Origin of the sequence: Staphylococcus sp. HMSC34C02 (assembly GCF_001838705.1) — a bacterium.
In the GTDB taxonomy this organism is placed as follows: Bacteria; Bacillota; Bacilli; order Staphylococcales; family Staphylococcaceae; genus Staphylococcus; species Staphylococcus borealis.
Window position 1 is genome coordinate 34,815 of sequence record NZ_KV838570.1, and the last position, 24,782, is coordinate 59,596.

General features: G+C 33.8%; 23 protein-coding genes. 8 read left to right on the forward strand and 15 right to left on the reverse strand.

Going from position 1 to position 24,782, the window contains the following annotated elements; translation table 11 throughout:
- Positions 1–131 precede the first annotated feature (131 nt).
- The 6 genes from prfB to fakB1 form a co-directional block, all read right to left on the reverse strand.
- Positions 132–1,248, reverse strand: a protein-coding gene (gene prfB / locus HMPREF3239_RS04365) for a peptide chain release factor 2 (RefSeq protein WP_176747945.1) whose coding sequence is annotated in 2 segments (ribosomal slippage) — positions 132–1,175 and positions 1,177–1,248 — 1,116 coding nt in all. Because the reading frame shifts where the segments join, the coding sequence is not laid out codon by codon here.
- 105 nt (positions 1,249–1,353) lie between these two features.
- The gene (gene secA, locus HMPREF3239_RS04370; protein WP_053029924.1) at positions 1,354–3,891 is read right to left on the reverse strand and encodes a preprotein translocase subunit SecA; all 2,538 of its coding nucleotides are present in this window, start codon (positions 3,889–3,891) and stop codon (positions 1,354–1,356) included.
- A 425-nt stretch (positions 3,892–4,316) separates the two neighbouring features.
- Positions 4,317–4,895 carry a ribosome hibernation-promoting factor, HPF/YfiA family gene (gene hpf / locus HMPREF3239_RS04375; RefSeq protein ID WP_070854846.1) on the reverse strand — a complete coding sequence of 193 codons (579 nt, stop codon included), beginning with the start codon at positions 4,893–4,895 and terminating at the stop codon, positions 4,317–4,319.
- A gap of 61 nt (positions 4,896–4,956) precedes the next feature.
- Positions 4,957–5,631: a ComF family protein gene (locus tag HMPREF3239_RS04380; RefSeq protein WP_053029926.1), complete on the reverse strand. Its 675-nt coding sequence runs from the start codon at positions 5,629–5,631 to the stop codon at positions 4,957–4,959.
- Complete coding sequence (locus HMPREF3239_RS04385) at positions 5,624–6,706, reverse strand: DEAD/DEAH box helicase family protein (RefSeq protein WP_070854847.1); 1,083 nt, start codon at positions 6,704–6,706, stop codon at positions 5,624–5,626. The genes HMPREF3239_RS04380 and HMPREF3239_RS04385 overlap by 8 nt, the downstream gene beginning before the upstream one ends.
- A 459-nt stretch (positions 6,707–7,165) precedes the next feature.
- A complete protein-coding gene (gene fakB1 / locus HMPREF3239_RS04390) occupies positions 7,166–8,032 on the reverse strand; it encodes a fatty acid kinase binding subunit FakB1 (protein ID WP_070854848.1) in 867 nt (288 codons plus the stop codon).
- 143 nt (positions 8,033–8,175) lie between these two features.
- On the opposite strand from fakB1, the gene HMPREF3239_RS04395 reads away from it, so the two are divergent.
- Positions 8,176–8,817 (forward strand): YigZ family protein, encoded by a 642-nt coding sequence (locus tag HMPREF3239_RS04395; RefSeq protein ID WP_070854849.1) that lies wholly within the window; start codon positions 8,176–8,178, stop codon positions 8,815–8,817.
- Between the two features lie 58 nt (positions 8,818–8,875).
- Here the strand turns inward: HMPREF3239_RS04395 and HMPREF3239_RS04400 are convergent, their stop codons facing one another.
- The gene (locus tag HMPREF3239_RS04400) at positions 8,876–9,961 is read right to left on the reverse strand and encodes a glycosyltransferase family 4 protein (protein WP_070854850.1); all 1,086 of its coding nucleotides are present in this window, start codon (positions 9,959–9,961) and stop codon (positions 8,876–8,878) included.
- Between the two features lie 366 nt (positions 9,962–10,327).
- Between HMPREF3239_RS04400 and HMPREF3239_RS04405 the strand changes: the two genes are divergently transcribed.
- The 4 genes from HMPREF3239_RS04405 to pepT all read left to right on the forward strand — a co-directional run bounded on the left by HMPREF3239_RS04405 (position 10,328) and on the right by pepT (position 14,146).
- Positions 10,328–11,398 carry a GGDEF domain-containing protein GdpS gene (locus tag HMPREF3239_RS04405; protein WP_053029931.1) on the forward strand — a complete coding sequence of 357 codons (1,071 nt, stop codon included), beginning with the start codon at positions 10,328–10,330 and terminating at the stop codon, positions 11,396–11,398.
- A 231-nt stretch (positions 11,399–11,629) separates the two neighbouring features.
- Positions 11,630–12,391, forward strand: a complete 762-nt coding sequence (locus tag HMPREF3239_RS04410; protein ID WP_053029932.1) for a threonine/serine exporter family protein — start codon at positions 11,630–11,632, stop codon at positions 12,389–12,391.
- 16 nt (positions 12,392–12,407) lie between these two features.
- Positions 12,408–12,902: a threonine/serine exporter family protein gene (locus HMPREF3239_RS04415; RefSeq protein ID WP_053029933.1), complete on the forward strand. Its 495-nt coding sequence runs from the start codon at positions 12,408–12,410 to the stop codon at positions 12,900–12,902.
- A 14-nt stretch (positions 12,903–12,916) separates the two neighbouring features.
- A complete protein-coding gene (gene pepT, locus HMPREF3239_RS04420; RefSeq protein ID WP_070854851.1) occupies positions 12,917–14,146 on the forward strand; it encodes a peptidase T in 1,230 nt (409 codons plus the stop codon).
- Between the two features lie 70 nt (positions 14,147–14,216).
- Here pepT and HMPREF3239_RS04425 read toward each other — a convergent pair whose 3' ends face one another.
- The 3 genes from HMPREF3239_RS04425 to HMPREF3239_RS04435 form a co-directional block, all read right to left on the reverse strand.
- The gene (locus HMPREF3239_RS04425) at positions 14,217–15,338 is read right to left on the reverse strand and encodes a glycerate kinase (RefSeq protein ID WP_070854852.1); all 1,122 of its coding nucleotides are present in this window, start codon (positions 15,336–15,338) and stop codon (positions 14,217–14,219) included.
- A gap of 310 nt (positions 15,339–15,648) precedes the next feature.
- A complete protein-coding gene (gene ytxJ, locus HMPREF3239_RS04430; RefSeq protein ID WP_053029936.1) occupies positions 15,649–15,969 on the reverse strand; it encodes a bacillithiol system redox-active protein YtxJ in 321 nt (106 codons plus the stop codon).
- Between the two features lie 132 nt (positions 15,970–16,101).
- Complete coding sequence (locus HMPREF3239_RS04435; protein WP_070854853.1) at positions 16,102–16,977, reverse strand: EMYY motif lipoprotein; 876 nt, start codon at positions 16,975–16,977, stop codon at positions 16,102–16,104.
- Between the two features lie 109 nt (positions 16,978–17,086).
- Here HMPREF3239_RS04435 and HMPREF3239_RS04440 point away from each other — a divergent pair, with 109 nt between their 5' ends.
- The 3 genes from HMPREF3239_RS04440 (at position 17,087) to HMPREF3239_RS04450 (ending at position 18,952) form a co-directional block, all read left to right on the forward strand.
- On the forward strand, positions 17,087–17,602 hold the full coding sequence (locus tag HMPREF3239_RS04440; protein ID WP_070854854.1) for a GrpB family protein: 516 nt from the start codon (positions 17,087–17,089) through the stop codon (positions 17,600–17,602).
- A 79-nt stretch (positions 17,603–17,681) separates the two neighbouring features.
- Positions 17,682–18,605, forward strand: a complete 924-nt coding sequence (gene murB / locus HMPREF3239_RS04445) for a UDP-N-acetylmuramate dehydrogenase (protein ID WP_070854855.1) — start codon at positions 17,682–17,684, stop codon at positions 18,603–18,605.
- Between the two features lie 32 nt (positions 18,606–18,637).
- Positions 18,638–18,952, forward strand: a complete 315-nt coding sequence (locus HMPREF3239_RS04450) for a CHY zinc finger protein (protein WP_070854861.1) — start codon at positions 18,638–18,640, stop codon at positions 18,950–18,952.
- 53 nt (positions 18,953–19,005) lie between these two features.
- Here the strand turns inward: HMPREF3239_RS04450 and HMPREF3239_RS04455 are convergent, their stop codons facing one another.
- The 5 genes from HMPREF3239_RS04455 to HMPREF3239_RS04475 all read right to left on the reverse strand — a co-directional run bounded on the left by HMPREF3239_RS04455 (position 19,006) and on the right by HMPREF3239_RS04475 (position 24,148).
- Positions 19,006–20,046, reverse strand: a complete 1,041-nt coding sequence (locus HMPREF3239_RS04455) for a ferrated catecholamine ABC transporter substrate-binding lipoprotein SstD (protein ID WP_070854856.1) — start codon at positions 20,044–20,046, stop codon at positions 19,006–19,008.
- 256 nt (positions 20,047–20,302) lie between these two features.
- Positions 20,303–21,337, reverse strand: coding sequence for a ferrated catecholamine ABC transporter substrate-binding lipoprotein SstD (locus HMPREF3239_RS04460; RefSeq protein WP_070854857.1), 1,035 nt, complete (start codon positions 21,335–21,337; stop codon positions 20,303–20,305).
- Between the two features lie 111 nt (positions 21,338–21,448).
- Entirely contained in the window at positions 21,449–22,234 is a 786-nt protein-coding gene (locus HMPREF3239_RS04465) for an iron ABC transporter ATP-binding protein (protein WP_070854858.1), read from the reverse strand.
- The gene (locus HMPREF3239_RS04470) at positions 22,231–23,190 is read right to left on the reverse strand and encodes an iron chelate uptake ABC transporter family permease subunit (protein WP_070854859.1); all 960 of its coding nucleotides are present in this window, start codon (positions 23,188–23,190) and stop codon (positions 22,231–22,233) included. Before HMPREF3239_RS04470 ends, HMPREF3239_RS04465 begins: the two co-directional genes overlap by 4 nt.
- On the reverse strand, positions 23,180–24,148 hold the full coding sequence (locus tag HMPREF3239_RS04475; protein WP_070854860.1) for an ABC transporter permease: 969 nt from the start codon (positions 24,146–24,148) through the stop codon (positions 23,180–23,182). Before HMPREF3239_RS04475 ends, HMPREF3239_RS04470 begins: the two co-directional genes overlap by 11 nt.
- Positions 24,149–24,782 lie beyond the last annotated feature (634 nt).

Below are 24,782 nucleotides of genomic sequence, written 5' to 3' on the forward strand. Positions count from 1 at the left end.
GGGTCGGGACCCCAGTACTGAGTATTTCATCAAGAAATTCTACAAGTTAAGCAAGCTAAGAGCGGAACAACGATATAAATTTTGAAAAAATTATATTTTTGTCCCGCTCCCTAATCTATCATTCAATTTTATTAATTATCGCTATGATTCATTGCTTGTCTTAAGTATGCTTCAATAAATGGTTGAATTTCTCCATCCATAACAGCATCAACTTTACCAGTTTCTTCATTAGTTCGATGGTCTTTCACCATAGAATACGGATGGAATACATACGAACGAATTTGACTTCCCCATCCAATCTCTTTTTGTTCACCACGTATTTCAGCCATTTCACGTTCTTGTTCTTCCAATTTTAATTGGTATAATTTAGCTTTCAACATTTTCATAGCTGCTTCACGGTTTTTTATTTGTGAACGTTCGTTTTGGTTATTGACTACAATGCCTGTGGGATGATGGGTAATTCGGATGGCAGATTCAGTTTTATTGATATGCTGACCCCCAGCACCAGACGCTCTAAATGTATCTACAGTAATATCATCAGGATTGATTTCAATTTCGATTTCATCATTATTGAATTCTGGAATGACATCACATGATGCAAAAGATGTATGACGGCGTCCTGATGAATCAAAAGGTGAAATTCTAACTAATCTATGAACACCTTTTTCTGCTTTCAAGTAACCGTATGCATTGTGACCTTTAATTAATAGCGTTACGCTTTTCACACCAGCTTCATCACCCGGTAAATAATCTACGGTTTCAACTTTGAACCCTTGTTGTTCACCGTAACGCTGATACATACGCAGTAACATACTAGCCCAGTCTTGAGATTCAGTACCCCCAGCACCTGGGTGTAATTCTAAAATTGCATTATTAGCATCATGTGGCCCATCTAATAATAATTGTAGTTCAAATTGATCAACTTTCTCTTTGAAGTCGTGTACATTCTGTTCTAAATCATCTTTTACATCGTCATCTAACTCTTCTTGCAACAATTCCCAAGTTGCAGTCATATCTTCAACTTCTTCATCTAATTCATGGTAACCATTTACAACTGATTTTAATGCATTATTTTTATCAATAATGTCTTGTGCTTTATTTTGATCATCCCAAAAATCAGGTTCAGTCATCATTTCTTCATATTCTTGTATATTTGTCTCTTTATTTTCTAAGTCAAAGAGACCCCCTAATTTGCGTTAAGTTCTGACGATATTCATCTATATTTCGCTTAATTTCAGATAATTCCATTTTTATCTCTCCTATTCTTTGTCCTTTGCACTTTTTAAATGGATATGTAAAAAGTAGGAGCGTAGATTCAGTTCCACAACTCCCACTTATTATTAAAAATTAAAGCTATTCTTCTTTACCGTGGCAATTTTTATATTTCTTACCACTACCACATGGACATGGGTCGTTACGGCCAACTTTATCACCTTTAACAATTGGCTGTTTCTTAGCTTTTTCTTTGCCATCCTCAGCAGAGACATGTTGTGCTTTTCCAAAGTCAGTTGTTTTTTCTCGTTCTATATCTTCATCAACTTGAATTACTGATTTAAGAATGAATTTAGATGTATCTTCTTCAATATTTTGCATCATCATGTCAAATAGTTCATGACCTTCATTTTGGTAATCACGAAGTGGATTTTGTTGTGCATATGAACGTAAATGGATACCTTGACGTAATTGGTCCATTGTATCAATATGATCCGTCCAATGCGTATCGATTGAACGTAATAATATCATACGCTCAAATTCTGCCATCTGACCACCGATTTTTGCTTTTTGACTTTCATAAACATTTTCGATTTTAGCCCAAACCACTTCGAAGATATCTTCAGGATCTTTGCCATTAATTTCTTCTTCTTTAAGATCGCCTTCTTGTAAAAAGACATCATTAACATAGTTAATAAATGGTGCATAGTCCGGATTGTCATCTTCTTCACTAATGTGATAGTTCACACCACGCTGTAATGTTGAACGTAACATAGCATTAACTAATTGTGAGCTATCTTCAGAATCGATAATATTGTTTCTTTCGTTATAAATAATTTCACGTTGTTTACGTAACACTTCGTCATATTCAAGTATACGTTTACGTGCGTCAAAGTTATTACCTTCAACACGTTTTTGAGCTGATTCAACAGCACGTGATACCATTTTAGATTCAATAGGTGTTGAGTCATCCATACCTAATCGGTTCATCATTTTTTGAAGTCTTTCAGAACCAAAACGAACCATCAATTCATCTTGAAGTGATAGATAGAAACGACTATCCCCTCTATCACCTTGACGGCCAGAACGACCACGTAATTGGTCATCAATACGTCTAGATTCATGACGTTCAGTACCAATAACAGCTAAACCGCCAATTTCTTCTACACCTTCACCTAATTTAATATCGGTACCACGACCAGCCATGTTTGTCGCTATTGTTACAGCACCTTTTTGTCCTGCATTGGCAACAATTTCAGCTTCACGTTCATGGTTTTTGGCGTTTAATACATCATGTCTAATGCCACGTTTTTTTAATAAATTAGAGATATATTCACTTGTTTCAACTGCAACAGTACCTAAAAGAACGGGTTGGCCCTGTTTATGTTTTTCAACAACATCTTCAACAACTGCATCAAATTTGCCTTTTTGGCTAATGTAAATTAAATCTGATTTATCGTCACGTTGAACAGGTTTATTCGTAGGGATTTGAGTAACCGTCATATTGTAAATATTACGGAATTCTTCTTCCTCTGTTTTCGCAGTACCAGTCATACCCGCTAACTTATTGTACATACGGAAATAGTTTTGGAAAGTAATAGATGCCATTGTTTTAGATTCATTTTGAATTTTAACGCCTTCTTTGGCCTCAATAGCTTGGTGAAGACCTTCTGAGAATCGACGACCAGGCATCGTACGTCCTGTAAATTGGTCAACAATAAGTACTTCTCCATCGACAACCATGTAATCTACATCACGTTGTAGTGTTACGTGTGCTTTTAAAGCTGTATTAATGTGACTAATAACTTCCACATTTTGCACGTCATATAAATTTTCTATTTTGAACATGCGCTCTGCTTTGTCTGCACCTTGTTCAGTTAAATGAACTGCTTTTGTTTTTTCATCGTATTTATAATCATCTTCTGCTTTAAGCATTTTAGCGAACACATTAGCTTGCGTGTAAAGTGATGTTGATTTTTCCGCTTCACCAGAAATAATTAAAGGTGTTCTAGCTTCATCGATTAAGATCGAGTCAACCTCATCAATAATCGCAAAATGTAAAGGTCTCATTACGCGCTCTTCGGCATAATTCACCATATTATCTCTTAGATAGTCAAATCCTAGCTCGTTATTCGTACTATACGTAATATCTTGTGCGTAGGCCTCACGCTTTTCAACCGTTGACTTACTGTTTAAGTTCAATCCAACTGTTAAACCTAAAAATTCATATAGCTCTGCCATTTCCTCACTTTGAACACTAGATAAGTATTCATTAACTGTGATAACGTGTACACCTCGACCTGCAAGTGCGTTTAAATAGGTAGGCATCGTAGCCGTTAATGTTTTACCTTCACCTGTTCTCATTTCGGCAATATCGCCTTTATGAATTGCGATACCACCCATTACTTGTACTTTATAAGGCGTCATATTGAAGACACGTTTTGCCCCTTCTCTTACTAAGGCATAGGCTTGTGGTAAAATTTTATCTAAATAGTCATTTTGTTTTTTTACATCTTCAATTTCTTGTAGTTCTTGTTGAAATTGTTTTGTTTTATTTTTAATTTCTTCATCAGTTAAGATAGCCATATCTTCCTCTAGTGAAAGTACTTCATCGGCTATTTTACTTAGACGTTTAGTTTCTTTTTTATTGCCGTCAACAATTTTTGATAAAAATCCCATTACGTCCGCTCCTTTAGCTTAAAAACTGTTTGGCTTACAACAATTTATCATATCATTTATACTTTTAAATTTATACTTAAATACTCATATAAGCACAATGCTTAATTGCGTACAACTTAAATAACTTACTTTCTATTCCCTCTATTTTGAATCGCTAAGCCTAATTTTTCAAATATCCAATTACTTCATTACATTAGCACAGCATGATAATAGCGTCCACGAATTACTATAATATAAGTTACAAAAAGAGTGGAACAGAATCCTTATCGAATTCACTGTCCCACCCTTATCACAATGACTAAAGCTAAATAGCTCATTTTATGGTCACATTTTTAACCAACCAATGACTACAAACCTAGATTGTAAATTTTATAATGTTATTGAATTTATAGTAACTTAAAGTTAATCAACTGAGTAAAAACCAATTATTCAGTTGTTTCAATTAATCCATATTTACCATCTTTACGTTTATAAACAATGCTTGTACCATCTGTATCACGATCAGTGAAGATGTAGAAATCATGACCTAATAATTCCATTTGTAATACAGCTTCTTCAGAATCCATTGGTTTTAAGCTAAATTGTTTAGAACGGATGATTTCAATATCGCTATCATTTGTAGCTTCTGCATTAGCCTCACCATTCGTTTCTGGTGGTGCCTCTTGAACTTCTGCTACAAACGCTTCTGGTTCTCCATGCGTTTTATGCTTACGATTAACACGTGTTTTATATTTACGAACTTGACGCTCTAATTTGCTTGTCACTAAATCAATGCCTGCATATAAATCATCGTGTCTTTCTTCAGCTCTTAATGTAACATTCTTCAATGGAATTGTTACTTCAATTTTAGTTGTTGAATTTTGATACGTTTTCACTTTAACATGTGCGACTGCATTTGGCACATCATTAAAATAACGTTCAAGTTTACCAATTTTGTCCTCAATATAGTTGCGGATGGCATCTGTAATAGTGAGGTTATCTCCATGAATTTCAAATCTAATCATAGCTATCTCTCCTTTAACCTCTTATGTTGGTAATTCTTACTATTATAATACCACGTTTAACCTATCTTGAAAACGTAAACACTTTGAATTTTCTGACATTTTTGTCATATAATTTACACCCTGCGTGATGAATTGTTAATCCTGTTGTATAAATATCATCAACGAGTAAAATTTCTTTACCCGTTAAATCTATATCCTCTTTTATAAAGAAAGGATTCATCGCTTTTGCTCGTTCTACCTTACCTAGTTTTGATTGTTTAGGACGCAATTCAGTCCCTAATATATCTACATAGTTGACGTCCATCTTTTCTAGCACTGTTGCAACTGGATTAAAAGTCCTTAGTTTATCACGTGCTAATGGTGATGGTATAGGAACAATTAGATCATACGTTGTCTGTGGTAATTGAAGTTGTGACGCTAAAACCTCAGCTAAATAATAATCTCTCATAAGCTTGTATTGGTGTATGATGTCTTTCATTATGCCAGTATATTGATAATCGCAATAAAGTTGATCCATTAATGTAAAATTCTTAGCTAAAAATTGACAATCCAAACATTTGCCTTCTTTATTGTTATTGTCATTTAAACACTTAGGACAACGTTGCTCATCTTTAATTAATCGTACGCTCTCCCACATTTGTAGACATGCCTGACATAAGCGTTGAGGTACACGATAGAAGTTGAATACACTTAGTGGTTCATCTAGATGTACACCACACTGTATACACTTAGGCATTCACCCACCCACGTTGGATACCTAGTCGATTCATTTTTTTAATTTCTCTTTTTGCTTGTATCATAGCGATGCTCACACCTTCATGCATAAATACCACGTTTCCAGTGGGCGCTTCCTGTTTACGTCCCACACGTCCAGCAATTTGTATGAGGGCAGCCTGTTCAAAAGTATGTGCATTGATAACAATGACATCTAATGTCGCCATAGTGAATCCTCTTTCTAAAATTGTTGTAGTAAAAACAATGGTATGTTCACCATTTCGAAGTGCCTGAACTTTATCAAATCGTAACGCATCTTTACTTGAAACACATATTAAATCCGGAAAATAATAGCGATAGCGTTTATATGTTTCTGTCATTAATTCAATATTATTAAAGAATACTAATGTATAGCGGTTTGCATTGATTTGATTGATTAACATTTTCTTTAATTTAAACTGTATATGTTTAACGTTCAATTTGAAATATGAGAACCTAGGCACGGGTAGTAGGTGTTTATGAAAACGTGCTGGTAAAGTGATGATTTGCGCAGTTGATAAACGCTTGATTAGGGATTTAGGAGGGGTTGCCGTCATAAAAATGTGGCTATGCTTTTGTTTGGATGACAGTTGGATTGCATTCATTAAGTGCGGATCCATAGATAAGGGAAATGCGTCAACTTCATCGATAAAGATAACATCGAAATGGGATTTGAATCTAAACAATTGATGGACTGTTGCAATAATGAAATGACCATTATAGTGCTGTTGACTACTTTGATGTAAGACGTCAATTTTTTCTGAAATAAATGCCGCTTTAATACGTAAACTAATTTCCACTACAACATCTACTCTTGGAGATACTATAGCAATGTTATAACCACGTTGACGCGCCACACGAATGCCTTCAAACATCATTTCAGTCTTCCCAGCGCCAGTAACAGCATACAATAATAAAGGTTGGTGCTGATTAATTGCTTGTACAATCGCATTTGACGCATATTGTTGTTGTTCTGATAGTTGAAAGGGTAACTCATAATATCCATCAGAAATCGTATGCTCACTTTGCGTAATTCTAAATTCTGTAATATTGTCCATACGGCCTAACTGTATGCAATACCTACAGTATATAATACGCTTGTCTGAAAAAGATGTTTCATATTCGCACATATCATGGATATTAGTATTACCACATTGAAGACAGCAATACCCATTGTTTGTAGCGATTATACCAGGCGTGACTTTGATGACTGTTTCATCAGTCAACGTAACGTCAGGGCCTACTAATTTTCCATATGATTTGATTGACTATCACTCCTTATTTCATATAAAAAAGCCTAAAAGCATTTAGAATTCGGATATAAGACATGACGCGTTTAATTAAAATAGAACCCCCCACATGCTTTGTTTGCTGATTTCCATTTCTGAAATACCTTTCAACAAAGGAATTCTATCTTAAGCTTCTGGCGGTATGCCGTAATCTTGCTACCACCAATGCACATCAATGCTCATTGTCTTAATCCTTATTTACTCAACACTTTTAGACTTGAATTGTTATTAATTAATTTCGATTTTTCTTGGGAAGTATCCTAAACCTAATCCACCTGACCCTAGATGAGATGCAATAACTGGTCCAAATTCTGAATATTGCACATTGATGTTTGGATACGTCTCTTTTAAATGGTTATAAAAGTCTTTGCCTTCATCAATTTTGTCACCATTGATTACAAAGACAGTCACGTCGTCGATGTCTTGAATAATTTCAAAGATATTATCTTCTAATGTATTAAATGCACGTTTTTTTGTACGTACTTTTTCAAATGGATGAATTTTGCCATCCTTTTCAAAACATAGTACAGGTTTCATTTTCAATAATGTTCCAACCCACGCTTGCGCACCAGTGATACGTCCACTTTTTTGTAGATTCTTAAGATCATCAACAATAAAGTAAGCACCTGTTTGCTCACGGATTTCTTCTAATTCTTCGATAATTACTTCTGGCGTAAATCCTTTGTCAATAAGTTCTTTCGCGTATATTGTATAACTTCCTTCAATCATCGCTGCTAATTTAGTATCAAACGTATGAACATTGACACCTTCTACCATTTCTCCAGCTTGCGTTGCCGATTGATAACTACCACTTATACCACTTGATAAAGTAATCACAATAATATCTGTGTAACCTTTATCTCTTAATTTCTCATAGTTCTCAATCCATTCTCCAATAGCCGGTTGGCTTGTTGTAGGGAACGTCTTAGATGAGGCCATTTTATTATAAAAATGTTCAATCGGTACATTATCATTCTCAGTAAACGTTTCTCCATCATCAAATGCGACACTTAATGGTGCGATAGGTATCTCATACTTGTCCATAAAGTCTTGTGGTAGATACCCTGTTGAATCTGCCATTACTGCGATTTTCATAGTAGTCCTCCTCAATTATACTCAAAGTTATTATAAATTATTTTTATTGAAAAAGAAATTCATAATCAGATATTTATTCATTTAAAAATTAGCGTGTATAATGAAAGTTAAACATCTGTTCTTTTTATTGGAGGTGAACAACTTTGAACGATCCTATTATTACAATCAAACAGGAACATATCATTGAAAATGTCATTAATAAATCTAGATTCATTGCACATATAAAACCTGTCTCATCGGAGGATGAAGCGAAAGCTTTTATAAATGAGGTTAAACAACAACATAAAGAAGCTACGCATAACTGTTCAGCTTATACAGTTGGCGATCAAATGAACATTCAGAAAGCAAATGATGATGGCGAACCAAGTGGGACTGCTGGTGTACCAATGCTAGAAATATTAAAAAAATTAGACGTCCATAATGTTTGTGTTGTCGTTACACGATACTTCGGAGGCATTAAACTTGGTGGCGGTGGCCTTATTCGTGCATATAGTGGTGCCGTAAGGGATGTAATTTATGATATTGGACGCGTAGAATTGCGCGATGCCATCCCCACTACCGTGACCATTAATTATGATTTAACTGGAAAGTTTGAATATGAATTAGCCTCTACAACGTATTTTTTAAGAGATACTACGTATACCGATAAAGTCAGTTATCAAATTGATGTCGTACAAACGGAATATGATGATTTTATTGCATTTTTGAATAAGCACACAGCTGGTAATTTTGAATTGCATGAAGCAGACGTTAAAAAGTTACCCTTTGATATACCTACAAATTAATAAAAACCTTGTTTGTGTAACACTACCTAATCATTTAAGTAGCCTCACAAACAAGGTTTTATTTTTTATGATGTTCATCAATGTCATTATTGACATGATGTGATTCATTCTTCTTTGTAATTAAATTGAGTATCGGGCGATAACTATCATCAATCAATCCCGTAAATTCAACAATCAATTCAATTGTAATCACGATTAATATGAACATTAGGAGTACACCTAGAGGTTGTGACAAGTATAAAATAATACTTGATAAACTAAATAATATCGCTATTGAATAGATTAACAATACCGTTTGTCTATGGCTGTATCCCAATGCTAGAAGTTTATGGTGCAAATGAGACTTATCCGCTTGCATAATGTGTTGGCCATTACGCATTCTTCGAATCATTGCAAACAATGTATCGATAAATGGTACCGCTAAAATTACAATTGGGAAAAATAGCGAAATGAATGTAATGTTTTTAAAGCCAAGCAACGATAGAAAACCAATAATAAACCCAATCAATAGCGCACCACTATCACCTAAAAAGATCTTAGCAGGGTGAAAGTTAAAGCATAAAAATCCTAATAATGAACCTATTAACACACTACAAATCATGATAATGAATACATTCGCTTGTAAAATTGCAATAAACGCAATCGTAATAAGACCAATTGCGGATACGCCTGAAGCTAATCCGTCTAATCCATCAATTAAATTAATGGCATTCGTAATCGCCACAATCCAAATAATTGTAATGGGGATACTCAATATTCCAAAATGAATTGTTGGCCCCATCGGAAAAGATATGAAATCAATCGTAATACCATAAAATGCAACGATTGAAGCGGCGACAATTTGTCCAATTAACTTTAAAATAGGCTTTAAATCATAAATATCATCAATTAATCCTACTAAATACATTACAATAGCCCCTAAAACTAAGGGCTTAACTTCTCTTTCAATAGGATGGCCAAGCCAAATTCCTATTAAGAAAGAAAGTAGTATAACAGTACCACCCAATACTGAGACTGGCTTTGTATGTACTTTTCTGAAATTTGGCCTATCTACTAAATCGAATTTAATAGAGACCTTTATAATAATAGGTGTTAATATTAAACTGATTACCAATGTCACAGCAATAAGTAGTAAAGTATACATCAGTTCACCTTCAATAAATCTCTTTTTAATTTGTCATATTTGCTAGTTATCTATTCATTCTATTTAAACAACTTTTAATTCATTTTTGTATTGGACTATAGTTGTAAATTACTGACACATCATCATAATGTTCAGTAAACTCCAACTATTTTACCCTATTTCTCTATGTTTATCCTTAATTTTCAATTGAATGTAAATTTTTTGTAAAGATATTATAACTTATATCATATCATTTCATTATTCATTTGAATACGAAAGTATATATATTCTATCTAATTTGTTTGTTATATCTGATACAACTTAATGACAAATGGTAAGTTTTCACTTACAATAACTAATGGTTAAATTAAAGGAGTCGATTCCAATATGATTGAATCTATCATTTACAATATTGCAGTTATGGTAGCGGGAATATATTTATTCCATCGGCTACAATATTCCGAAAATAAAATCATGGTCTTTTCTAAAGGCTATGTCACGGTGTTGATGACTATTGTTGCCCTACTACTTGCAGCTTACCCAATTCCATTCCATCAAGAATATTTAGTTCATTTAACGTTTGTCCCATTATTATTTCTAGGTCGTTTTACGAATATGGGTTATACCTTAGTTTCAGCAGTCATTGTTGCCCTAGTTGAAGTATTTGCATTTGGAAACTCACTTCTTTATGGCGTAGTACTAATCGTAATAGGTATCATCGTCAGTATGGTTGGCCCATTCTTGAAACAAAATGATATTGTGGCTTTAGTTGTTTTAAATTTGATTAGTGTCATTATTTTACTTATTTTATCCATCTTCAGCCCACTATATGACCTTACTGAAATCGCATTTTTAGTTCCTATTTCATTCGTTTTAACCATTGCTTCAGCAATTACATTTGTTGATATGTGGCACTTCTTTTCATTAGTTACACGCTACGAAAATGAAGATAAGTATGACTATCTTACTGGTTTAGGAAATGTGAAAGAATTTGATAGACATTTAAATCATGTATCACAAATCGCCGAAGAGAAAAAAGAAAGTCTTGCCTTATTATTAATTGATATCGATGGTTTTAAAGATGTTAATGATACGTACTCACATCAATCTGGAGATGCTGTGCTCAAACAAATGTCACAGCTATTAAAGAATTATGTTCCTAAACAATTCCAGATTTTCCGTAATGGTGGTGAAGAATTTTCAGTTGTTATCCGTGATTATTCATTGGATCAAAGCGTTAAATTAGCTGAAAATATACGAACTGGTGTTGAAAAGTCTTCATTCCACTTACCTAACAAGGAAGTTATTAAATTATCTGTCTCTATTGGTGTAGGTTACTTAACGCAAGATGATCATAAATCGCAACGCAAAGTCTTTAAAGATGCCGATGATATGGTCCACGTTGCTAAAAATGAAGGTCGTAATCAAGTAATGTTTAATCCAATCATTAAATTATAAAACTAAAAGCAGTCAACATATTAGATAATCAAAGTAGGATTCATATAGGTTATCTCATTATGTTGACTTTTTTATGATATCTATCTTAATGTTGCGTTATTTTTCATGTTAACAGGGATTAGATGTGGTAGGAATACGAAGCGTACTATTGCAAGTTGCGTGTGCAAGTTGTACACTTCAAATTGTCTATGAAATTAAATTTAATTATCTAAAGTACTGGAGGTGCCGTTTATGTCAGATTCAATCACTATTATCGATGAAAATAAGGTGATTGATGTAGTTTTAATAGCTGGTAGAATCCTTCTTGAAGCTGGTGCAGAAACGTATCGTGTAGAAGATACAATGAACCGTATTGCACATAGTTACGGTTTAAATGATACATATAGTTTTGTAACGTCAACAGCCATTATCTTTTCACTTAATGACCGCACGAATACAAGACTAATTAGAATTCGTGAACGTACAACGGATTTAGAGAAAATTGCACTAACAAACAGTTTATCTAGAAAAATTTCTAGAAATGAATTAACCATTGATGAAGCAAAATCTGAATTGATTCATTTACGTCGTGCATCGTTACAATACTCATTTCTATTAAACTTTTTTGCAGCTGCAATTGCCTGTGGATTCTTCTTATTCATGTTTGGTGGTGTAGCTTCAGATTGCTGGATTGCTGTTATAGCTGGTGGGGCCGCTTTTTTAACGTTTAGCTTAGTACAACGATTTATTCAAATTAAATTCTTTTCAGAATTCGTTGCCTCAGCGGTCGTTATCACAATTGCAGCCACCTTTACTAAGCTCGGTATTGCAACGAATCAGAATATCATTACCATTTCTAGTGTAATGCCACTTGTACCCGGAATATTAATCTGTAATGCGATTCGAGATTTAATGGCTGGTGAATTGTTAGCCGGAATGTCTAGAGGCGTTGAAGCTGCATTAACTTCATTTGCCATCGGTGCTGGTGTAGCCATCGTTTTATTAATTATTTAAGAAAGGCTGTGTATAAATGTTATTTTATTTATTCCATTTCACAATTAGTTTCATTTCTACAGTGCTCTTCTCAATTATCTTCAATGCACCGAAGCGACTACTCGCAGCATGTGGATTTGTAGGCGCTGTTGCATGGACCATATATCAATTCACTGTAGATATGGATTTAGGAAAAGTTGGCGCCGCATTTCTTGGAAGTTTAATACTCGGATTATTAAGTCATGTTATGAGTCGTCGTTACAAACGTCCTGTGATTATTTTTATAGTGCCAGGTATCATTCCGCTTGTACCTGGGGGTACCGCATATGAAGCAACACGTTATTTAGTGTCAAATGATTATACACAGGCAGTAAACACTTTTTTAGAGGTAACACTTATTTCTGGTTCTATCGCGTTCGGAATTTTAGTAGCTGAAATCCTCTACTATATTTACACACGCATCAAGCAGTATTATGATAAAATTAAAGGTAAAACATATAGAAAATCATACAATATGAATAATAGAATCTAAGGGGATGTCTTGCTATGAAAGCACAGATTATAGACAGATTATCACGTTACGTCAAAATCGATACACAATCTAACCCAGAATCGTCAACCACACCTTCAACTGACAAACAATGGGATTTATTACATTTATTACAACAAGAACTTGAAGCCTTTGGTCTAGAAACAGACCTTGATGACAATGGCTATTTATTTGCGACGCTAGAAAGTAACATTTCTTCCGACGTTCCTACTGTTGGATTCCTAGCACATGTTGATACGTCACCTGACTTTAATGCTAGCAATGTGAATCCTCAGATTGTAGAAGCCTACGACGGTAGTGCAATCAAACTTGGCGATACGGGTCGTGTATTGAGCCAAGAAACTTTTCCAGAATTAAAAAAACTTAAGGGCCATACACTCATGATTACTGACGGCACATCATTGTTAGGCGCAGATGATAAAGCTGGTGTTGTGGAAATTATGGAAGCAATTAACTATTTAATCGAGCATCCTGAAATTCAACATGGCCGTATTCGCATAGCATTCACACCTGATGAAGAAATTGGGCGTGGTCCGCATCACTTTGATGTTGAACGCTTTGATGCAGACTTCGCTTATACAATGGATGGCAGTGAATTCGGTGAGTTACAATTCGAGAGTTTTAACGCTGCAGAGGCAAAAATTACGACACATGGCGTCAATGTACATCCAGGGTCAGCTAAAAACATCATGGTCAATGCAATATCATTAGGCCACCAATTCCATAGTCTTTTACCTGCAAGTGAGGTTCCAGAACGTACAGAAGGTTATGAAGGTTTCTATCATTTAATGAAATTTGAAGGTAATGTTGAAAAAGCGACATTGCAATATATTATTCGTGATCATGATAGAGATGCCTTTGAATTGCGTAAAAAGAAATTATTAGAAATTCGCGACGATATTAATATTCATTACGAAGATTTCCCAGTCGAGGTGACAATCGAGGATCAATATTATAATATGGCTGAAAAGATTAAACCACACCCATATATTATTGATATACCTAAAAAAGTGTTCAAAGATTTAAATATTGAACCTAATACAGCACCTATTCGCGGTGGTACTGACGGATCACAATTATCCTATAAAGGTTTACCAACACCTAACATTTTTACAGGTTGCGGTAATTTCCATGGACCTTTTGAATATGCATCAATCGATGTAATGGAAAAAGCAATACAAGTCATTATCGGTATTGCACAAGAAGTCACACATCATCATAAATAGATATCACAAATTAGGGAACCATGATGACCGTATGGGTCATTGTGGTTCCCTTTTGTTAGCATTTATTCATTTATCCATGGTTCAATGTCGTTTTTAATAATCTAAGTGCCTGAACAGTGAAATGTCTGATTTGTATGCCCATTTTAAAGTCTGTGTAGCTTTCTGGCATCTCAATAAATGTATTAAACATTGCTGTAACATGATATTGATCAAAGACATTAAATTTGTCGTCCGTCGCGCAAATAGCAATTGCTGGTTTATGATGTTTATGTGCTAACTCCGCAATTGTTAAAGTCGTTGTTTCAAGTAAGTGGTCTTCCTCTTTTACACCTTCACCAAAGATAATTAAATCAGCTTGAGATACGAGATCATCTAAATGCGTGATTTGATTGACTAATTCATGACTTGTTAATATCTCAGCATCATACAATCCACTTAATAATGCTGCAATACCACCGCCAGCGCCCCCTCTTTCGATTGGACCCATGGCAATTTTCATTTCATTTTTAACCAACTCACTAAAGTACCAAATTAAATTATCGATTTCAGCGGCCTTTTCTCGTGTCATTCCATAACCTTCATGCGTCTTCATAATTTCACTATGTTTACCATATAATTTACTAGAAAAGTCAGACATCACCTGAATATGTGCATCTTTAAAATTTTGAGGTATCTCATAAAAGTCAATACGTCGAATAAATTTGATAATTTGAGCCCCTTCGCGCGCATCCAAAAGTTCTCCTTCATCATTATAGAATTTCGCACCTAAGGCTTGCATCATACCGATACCACCGTCGAAACTATCGATACCGCCTAGTGAGATAACAATGTTCGCAGCGCCGTTATTCAATGCATCTAGAATAACCTCTCCTAAGCCATAACTTGAGCGTTGTTCGATTGGCTTTTGACCTTTAACAAACAAATTACCTTCAATTATAGTTAATCCTTGTTCAGTTTGACCATAGATTGTTTCAACTTCATTCATATCTGCATCATGGACATTCACTCTATATTTTGTACCTGATTGCCACAAGAATACCGAATCCATAAGTTCATGGCGACCATTAAATAATGGCACTTGTACAATATCAGCATCTTCAATTTGACTGGCAACCGCTTCTTCAACGAAACGATTTGCTTGATAACTCGAAATGATACCGTTAAATTCATCCATTGCTACTAATACTTTCATCTGTTAATCACCTCATGCCATTTTCTTTATTTATATATTGATTTAGATGTTATATATTCGACTTCACTTTCACATTATACATGGGTTGTCTCTACTTTTCATAATAATAGCAGTTATAATAACATAAATAAAAAACAGGGGTGACGCAGAATTCACTTTGAATTCATGTCCCCCTGTAAGGATGTTGCGCACTAAGAGAAGCCTGATATGGCCATCTTCTCAGAGTCGCCGGCTACTGTCCTTTTAAAATATAGCCTTAAACGATGATTGTTATTTGAATTTAATCTTTACTTTCTTAATTCGTAATCTATTATTCTTCAGCTTGCGCTAATGAAGATACGTTAATATCACTATGACTCGCGTTCCACTTTGCTTCTCCATCAATAAAATAGAATGCTTGTGGAGATTCATGTTTCACATGGGTCTTTTCAGCGATATAGTCAGAAAGTTTTCTTTCTTCTTGAACGACTAAGTAATAGCCATCCATATCTCTTTCATATAAAAACTTGTTAAATTGATCGTATGCATCTGCTGAGATTGGACAAGTATCACTATGTTTTAATACAAATACATATTTATTGTCTTTAAGTACTTGTTCAAACTGGTCAATCGAACTCAGCTTTATAGCCATTCTATTCACCTCTAAAATTATTTATGTCCATATTGCATTTTATAATCATTATAAACTACTCAATGGGTTCAATTATACACATTTCATTGTCCATTGTTAACCAAAAATTTTAATTTTAATAACTGTGTCTACTTATTGCTTTTTTAACTTTTTCAATTCTTCGTAAAATCCACTATTATCCTTACTTAATTCTTTACCCGTTTTCGGTAACTTTTCTACATCAATTTTAGAAAGTTTTTTCTCTATCTCGATGGTTGTTTCTCGCGTATCATAATAATTCAATAAATTATAATACATTTCAATAGCATTTTTACGCGCACTGTTAACTTTTGGATCAGTAATATTCGTTTGATTCAATTCTGTTATTTGCTTCTCAATCAATGGCTTAATATGATCATCTATTGCTTTATTAGAAGTCATATCATCACGCTCTAAATATTTTTGTGCTGCTTCTTTCAACTTCTGATTGTTATTTTCAATTTTAGATGTTAATTGATTTGCATCTTCTTGGTTCGTTGCTTTTTGAATTTGTGTTTCTACCTGTGAGCGATTGCTTTCAAATAGTTTAGTATAATCCAATATATCCTCATTCGCCTTGATTGATCTATTACATAAGTCTACAAAGGCTTTAATGTCATAGATGGATTGTTTTTCTTGTTTCACATTTTGCAAATACTTGTCTTTTAATTCTTTAACATCATGATGTTCAGCAGGTAATTGTTTAGCCGATTTTTCATATTTCTTAAATTCAGGAATTAAGTGCTTGTTTATATCCTTCTGCAACGCTTTAAATTCTCTTTTATTCTTATCAGTGGTGTCCGTCTTGCTTAATTGGTCTAATTGTTTCAAATGAATTTTATCCATTACTGTTTTGACGTCTTTCTTCTCATCTTCAACCTTATTTAGTTGTGTTTGGAAATCATTTAAATCTGCACGCTTTTGATTACCACACGATGAGAGTAATACGCCACATATCAACATTATAGAAAGTATTGCTAATTTCTTCATAAATGCACTCCTATCACCACGTATTATACCTAAAGCTATTTATATTGAAAATGATTTGTGTTATAGTATTTCAGAATTTGACAAAACTTACCATTTAAAGGAGATACGTATGTACGCAACCGTTCAACCTTTTATTCAAGATGACGCACAAAGCGAGTATGATACATTATATCAAACTACGAAAGCATCACTATTCAACTTGCTAGATTCTCCTGTAAAATTCACACAACATATCGGAGGTACACGTCATTTTAATTATGCAACTGAACCTATTCTAGATGTTTTAGTGGGTGTAAATAACTTACATGATATCACAGCTTTAGACGAGAAACGATTGAATTATTTAGGCTTTTATCGTCTCCATCATCCTTATAAGAAGAAAGTGATGATGGCAAAGTTTAATAATATGATTGATTTGAAACAAACCATTCGCCTACATATCATTCAAATGGATACCCTGTTATTCAAACAGTACATTGATGTTGACAATGCACTTGCAACATTGCCAGATATTGCGCATCATTTTTCAGAAAAAAAACATTCTATCATTCAACATATTAATTATATAAGACCCTATGAAAATCAAAAACAGAAATACTTCGAAGACATCTATCAAACGTTATAAAACGTTGTCGTCTTCGCAAATCATCTACAAAATTGCTATAATAAAAGGTAGATTATAGAAGAGAAGAAAGGATGTACTTATGTTAAAGCAAGAAGACATCTTACAAGATTTAAAGTCCTTAATATCTGAAGACATTATTAAAGTTAATGAACCACTCAAACGCTATACATACACTGAGACTGGTGGTAATGCTGATTTTTATTTATCACCGACGAAAAATGAAGACGTGCAAGCTATTGTACGCTATGCCAAAGAGAAGGCTATCCCTGTTACTTATCTTGGAAATGGATCAAATATTATTATTCGTGAAGGTGGCATTCGTGGCATTGTAATTAGCTTATTGTCATTAAATCACATCAATGTATCTGACGATGCTATTATTGCAGGAAGCGGTGCGGCAATTATTGATGTGTCACGTGCTGCTAGAGACCACGTGTTAACAGGATTAGAGTTTGCTTGTGGTATTCCTGGTTCGGTTGGAGGCGCCGTTTATATGAATGCTGGTGCATATGGTGGCGAAATCAAAGATTGCATCGATTACGCGCTTTGCGTTAATGAACAAGGTGATTTAATTCAATTGACTAATAAAGAATTAGAATTAGATTACAGAAATAGTATTGTTCAAAAACAACATTTAGTCGTACTTGAAGCTGCATTTACACTTGAACCAGGTCAACTAGACGATATTCAAGCTAAGATGGATGACTTAACTGAACGTCGTGAATCTAAACAACCGCTTGAGTACCCATCATGCGGAAGTGTATTCCAACGTCCACCTGGTCATTTCGCAGGCAAATTAATACAAGATTCAAACTTACAAGGCCACCGAATTGGTGGTGTAGAAGTTTCAAAAAAACATGCCGGATTTATGGTTAATGTAGACAATGGAACAGCTACAGATTATGAAGATTTAATTCATCATGTTCAAAAAGTAGTAAAAGAAAAATTTGATGTTGAACTTCATCGTGAGGTTCGTATTATCGGAGAACATCCTGAAGAATAACAACATGGTACGTTGATAGGAGACGATGAATGATGCCAAAGGTCTATGGTTCTCTTGTAGATAATGAAACACGATGTATACACTATCATACATTTTTAGATGTAATCGCTATTAAATTTAAATGTTGTAATACATATTACCCGTGTTATCAATGTCATGAGGAACATGCGTCACACCCCATTAAACGATGGTCAGAACAAGAATTCAATGTAAAAGCGATTATGTGTGGTGTATGTAAACATGAGATGTCTATTCAAGACTATATGATGACAGAGCTATGTCCGAAATGTAAGGCACATTTTAATAGTCGTTGTAAATTTCACTATCATTTATATTTTGAATTATAATAATAATGGCTTAGTAACGATTGACAGATGGTTACTAAGCCATTTTTTGTTTCTTATTTATTTAATTTTTCAATAATGTGATTTAATTCATCAATTTGTTTGATTGTCGTAGACGTTGATCCTGCGCTAAAGTACCATAGTTTAGGATCGAGTTCATAAACATTACCATGTTTAACGGCATTCACACCTTTAATTACATCATTAGATAACGTTTGTTTCGCGCTTGATTTACCACTCACAACTTGTCCTCTATCCATCGCTAGAATAATGTCAGGATTTTTAGTTGTAATATACTCATTATTAATATTTTGACCGTGTGGGCTAGCTTTAACATGCGTATCAGTCGGTTTAAAGCCTAGTGTATTATAAATTAAATCACCAAATCTACCACCTGGACCGAAAGTTGATAACTCACCTTCATTAACTAACAAGTACATCGTTTTCTTATCTATTTTTTCAACTTTTGCTTTTGTATCTGCTATTTTTTTATCCAGTGCATCATTTAAAGATTTTACTTTATCTTCTTTACCATAAATTTTACCTAATTTTGTTGTTACTGATTTCATATCATTAATATAATTTTTCTCGCTAGCACCAACATAAACAATTTTGGCGTTTGGCGCAGCTTTTTTCAATTCATCTATATTTTTCACTGTTGCTGTTCTTCCAGAAATATAAATCACTTCTGGTTTTGCTTTAGCTACTTTATCAAAATTAATTTGCATTAAATTACCCGTATTGATGTATTTCTCATCTTTAAATTCTGAAAGAAATTCAGGTAATGCCGCATTTTTCTCACCTTTAGGTAAACCAATAATTTGGTCTTGTACACCAAATGTTTTCAATACATCGACAGCGCCGTAATCAAAGACAATCGCACGCTTTGGATGCTTAGGAACATCCACAGTTTCTTTAACCTCTTTAGCGTCACTTTTATCTTTCTTCTCGCCTCGTGTCTTATAATTATTTTCTATTTGAACGATGTCTTTATTTTCATCTTTTTTTGTGGCACCATGATCGCTATCTGAACTTTTGCCACATGCCGTTAAAACTAAGGTAAGACTTAATACTAAAAACACAATTATTTTCTTCATCGTTGCAACATCCTCTTGTTGTCGTATTTAAGTGATAACGATTATCAATATCACTTAAAAATATATTACTTTATTATAAAATATTTTTCAATAAAAAGTTGCAAGCTATGCTGAATATGATATTGAAGTATAAGCTTTTTTTATACGTGATAGGACTAACTTATTTTCAAAATAAAAAAGTCAATGAATGCATTTGTACACGCATTCACTGACTTTTAGTCTAAGCATTATATTTTAGATGCTTTGAAATGGCCTATTAATCTACGACTTCTTCTAATTCATCAATTTGTTTAATTGTAGTAGTAGATGAACCTGATGCAAAGTACCATAATTTTGGATCTAATTGATATACTTTGTCATTTTTAACTGCTTTAACATTTTTAATAACGTCGTTGCTTAATACTTTTTTAGCAGTAGATTCACCACCAACAACTTCACCACGGTCCATTGCTAAAATAACATCTGGATTGTGCTCACTGATGTATTCATTGTTAACATTTTGACCATGTGAACTATTGCTTACGTTTTTATCTGCTGGTTTGAAGCCTAATGTATCAAATACTAAACCACCAAATCTTCCACCAGGACCATAAGTTGATAGTTCACCTTCGTTTACTAATAAATACATTACAGTTTTATCAAAGTTCTTAGTTTCATCTTTCATTTCAGCGATTTTTTCATCTAACTCTTTGTTGATGTCTTTAGCTTTATCTTCTTTGTTGTAAATTTTACCTAAGTTTTCAGTGTTTTTCTTCATGTCTTTAACTAGATTTTTCTCATCAGCACCAACGTAAACGATTTTAGCGTCTGGGGCTGCTTTTTTGAATTCATCTAAATTTTTCTGATTGGCAGTTCTTCCTGAAATGAATATTACTTCAGGTTTAGCGGCTGCTACTTTATCGAAATTCACTTCTTTAAGATTTCCAGTATTTACGTATTTATCATCTTTAAAGTCTTTTAGGAAATCTGGTAATGATTCATTATTTTCACCTTTTGGTAAACCTTTGACTTTATCTGCCACGCCTAATTCTTTAAGTACATCTAAAGCACCATAGTCTAAAACAATTGCATTTTTAGGATTTTTAGGAACTTCAACTGTGTTGCTAACTTTCTTAGCATCACTACCATCGCGTTCTTCTCCTGAAGCTTCAAAATTATTTTTGATTTTTACAGTTTCTTTTGAATCTTTGCTATCACTTTTAGATCCTGAATCGTTACTACTTGATCCATTACTACAAGCTGATAAAACTAATACTAAAGATAATACTAAAAATAAGACTGTCTTTTTCATATGTACGACTCCTCTAAAAATTATTTAACCTTTATGCTGCGTATCGATGGACTTCTCTCTTGTCTACGTCTTCTAATAGCATCACCCCTTTAAAATATGAGGTTAAATGATTTAATTACAAAGTGAGTCAAATGTGATTTCATCGTAATACAGACAAATGCGTTGCCCTCTGATCTCTTCAATATGAACATCCATTTCATATAATTGCTTTAGAATCTCGGTCTGAATAACATTATCCCTTGTATCTGCTTTGACGATTTCACCATCTTTTAATGCGATGATATCGTCTGAATAACATGACGCAAAGTTGATGTCATGTAGAACAATGACTATTGTTTTGTTTAAGTCTTTACAAAGACGGCGTAACGTTTGCATAATCTGCACAGAATGTTTCATATCTAGATTGTTTAACGGTTCATCTAATAAAATATAATCCGTATCTTGCGCAATAGTCATTGCAATATACGCACGTTGTCGTTGACCACCAGATAACGTTTTAATATTTCGATGACGAATGTTTTGAAGCTGCAATAAATTTAGCGCATACTCAACTTGTTCATGATCTTCCTTCTTCATACGCCCTTTTGAATAAGGAAATCGACCAAAGTTTACTAATTGTTCAATCGTTATATTCATATCTGTATGATTCGTCTGTTTTAAAATGCTTAACTTTTTAGCTAAATCATCACTTTTATAATCATCGACTGCTTTACCTTCAATCTTTATTGAACCCTTTTCAAACTCAAATAAGCGACTTACCGCAGATAATAAGGTACTTTTACCAGCGCCATTGGGTCCTATAAGAGAGGTGAGCCTTCCTTTCTGAATATCAACGTTAATATTTTTTAAAATTGGCTTATTCTGTATCGCTTTATCTAAATTTTTAATCTCAATCAATTTGCACTTCTCCTTTTGACAAGTAAGTAAATGAAGTAACTACCACCGATTAAATCAATGATTAAGCTAAACTCTGTTGTAGCTTCAAATAAATTTTCAACAACCCATTGTGCTAAAAATAAACTAATCCAGCTAATTAAAATGGTTGCTGGCAAAATATATTTGTGCTCATACGTCTTCATTAATTCATGTGCTAAATTTACAGTTAATAATCCTAAGAATGTAACCGGACCAACCAAAGCCGTTGAGATAGAGACCAATAAAGCCACTAATATAAGAAGTAAACGCGTCATTGTCTCATAAGATACACCTAAATTGATTGCTTGCGCTCTTCCAAGTAGTAATACATCTAAGTATGGACGCAATATCACTGTAATCACAATTAAAACAAGTAATAAGCATGTTGAAATAAGGACAAGTTTAGAGTTAGATGCCTCAAAACTTGCAAACATCGCACTTTGTACTGCTAAGAACGACTCAGGATCCATAATCAACTGGATAAAACTCGTAATACTTCGGAAGAATGTCCCTAAAATCACACCTACGAGTAAAATAAAATATACTGAGAAGTTCCCTAATTTGAACATGCCTTCAAATAGCAATAATGAAAATAAGACCATAGCAATTAGCGTCACAAAAAAGTTCAAGTATACATTAGTGACAACTGCAGCTTGTGTACCAACTAAAAAGACTGGCAACACTTTTACAAATAAATAAACAGAATCCAATCCCATAATTGATGGTGTTAATAATCGGTTGGTTGTAATCGCTTGAAAGATAACAACTGATGCCCCAATCGCACCACCTACAATGAGGATAAGCACCAATTTTCTCAACCGACTTTGAAATTGATACTGAAAAATCTCATAGTCTAAACCTACTAATAAGTAAAATGTTGCCATGCAAATTGTCGCAATAATTAATATGGTAATTTTCTTGTTAGAACTAATTTGCATAATGCTTTCTACCTTTCATTAGTAATATTAGGAATATCACTGTTCCGAAGACACCAATAGTCAATCCGATATTAATTTCATAAGGATAGACAATCAATCTACCTACGATATCAGCGAACAATACAAATATTGATCCTAGCATGAGTGTATGTGGAAGTGCATTTTTTAAATGGTCACCTCTATACATCGAAATAATATTTGGTACAATCAGACCTAAAAATGGTAGCGTACCTACAGTAACAACCACTAATGCCGTCAGTGCAGCTGTAATGAACAATGCAATATTTATAATTTTTTCATAGCTAACACCCAAGTTATGACTAAAATCTTTCCCCATACCAGCAATCGTAAAGTGATTTGCGAAGATAAACGCAATAATCAGTAGTGGCACAACAAGATAAAGGACTTCATAGCGTCCACTTGTTATAATTGCAAAGTTGCCATTCATCCAGTTGCCAATGCTTTGCAATGCGTTAGTTCTTAAGGCAATAAATGTCGTGAAACTGGATACAATACCACCAATCATAATTCCTAGTAATGGCACAAAGATAACTTCTTTAACACGAATTAAATTAATTAATTTCACAAATAAGAATGTCCCTGCCAAACTCAATCCAACCGCAAATAATAATTTAATTAATATATGACCTTTTGGGAAAAAAATAAGCGAAATTAAAATACCTAACTTAGCCCATTCCATTGTTCCTGCCGTAGTTGGACTTACAAATTTATTTTGCATCATCTGCTGCATAATTAATCCTGCTAATGCGAGCGAACTACCAGAAAGAAGAATACTAACTGTTCTAGGTATACGACTTGAAAACAAAATATTTTGCTGTTCTTCGCTTAAGTGGAAAATATCTGAAAGAGAGAGCTGACTCACCCCAACAAATAAGGAGACTATAGTTAAACATACTAATACGATAAGTAAAACATAACCCTTAAATAAAAATTTCACTATTTATTCTCCTCGTCTTGCTATATGTATTGAAATGATAGTCGTTATCAACGATAATGATTATCATTGTCGCTATAATCAATATTAAAGATTACTGACCTGAATTTCAATAGTAATTTGAAGATATATTCATATTTATACATGAATCGAAAGAAATAATGTAGATTGTACGAACCGAACACATAATAGATAACACGGTTAAGTTGTTTCATCATGATGGCCAACAATCAGACGTATCACAAACAAAAAGAGTCCGCGGCATAAAGTGCCTGAATAAGTGAAAAAAGACTATTTCTATTGAAATAATATAGAAATGGTTTCAACCATATCATTTACATGGTATGAAATATCATTTTGGAGAATAAACACTGAAGTTTCTATTGGTAGAATAAGCTGAGTCACATTATAATTTTTTAGTATTTCAATATTAAATTACATATAAATACAACGTATTGTGGCGAGACGCTTGCGTTGATTATTAATGAACATAAGTGCACCTGTACTTGCGTAAGTAGTTCTAAGATAGATGACGAAGTGTAGTTGTGTAGACTCCTAGTGTTTCATTTATTGAGCACCAGCGCTACAGCACTGTTGTAAGGCGTTCTAAGATAGATTACGAAACAGAGTTGCGGAG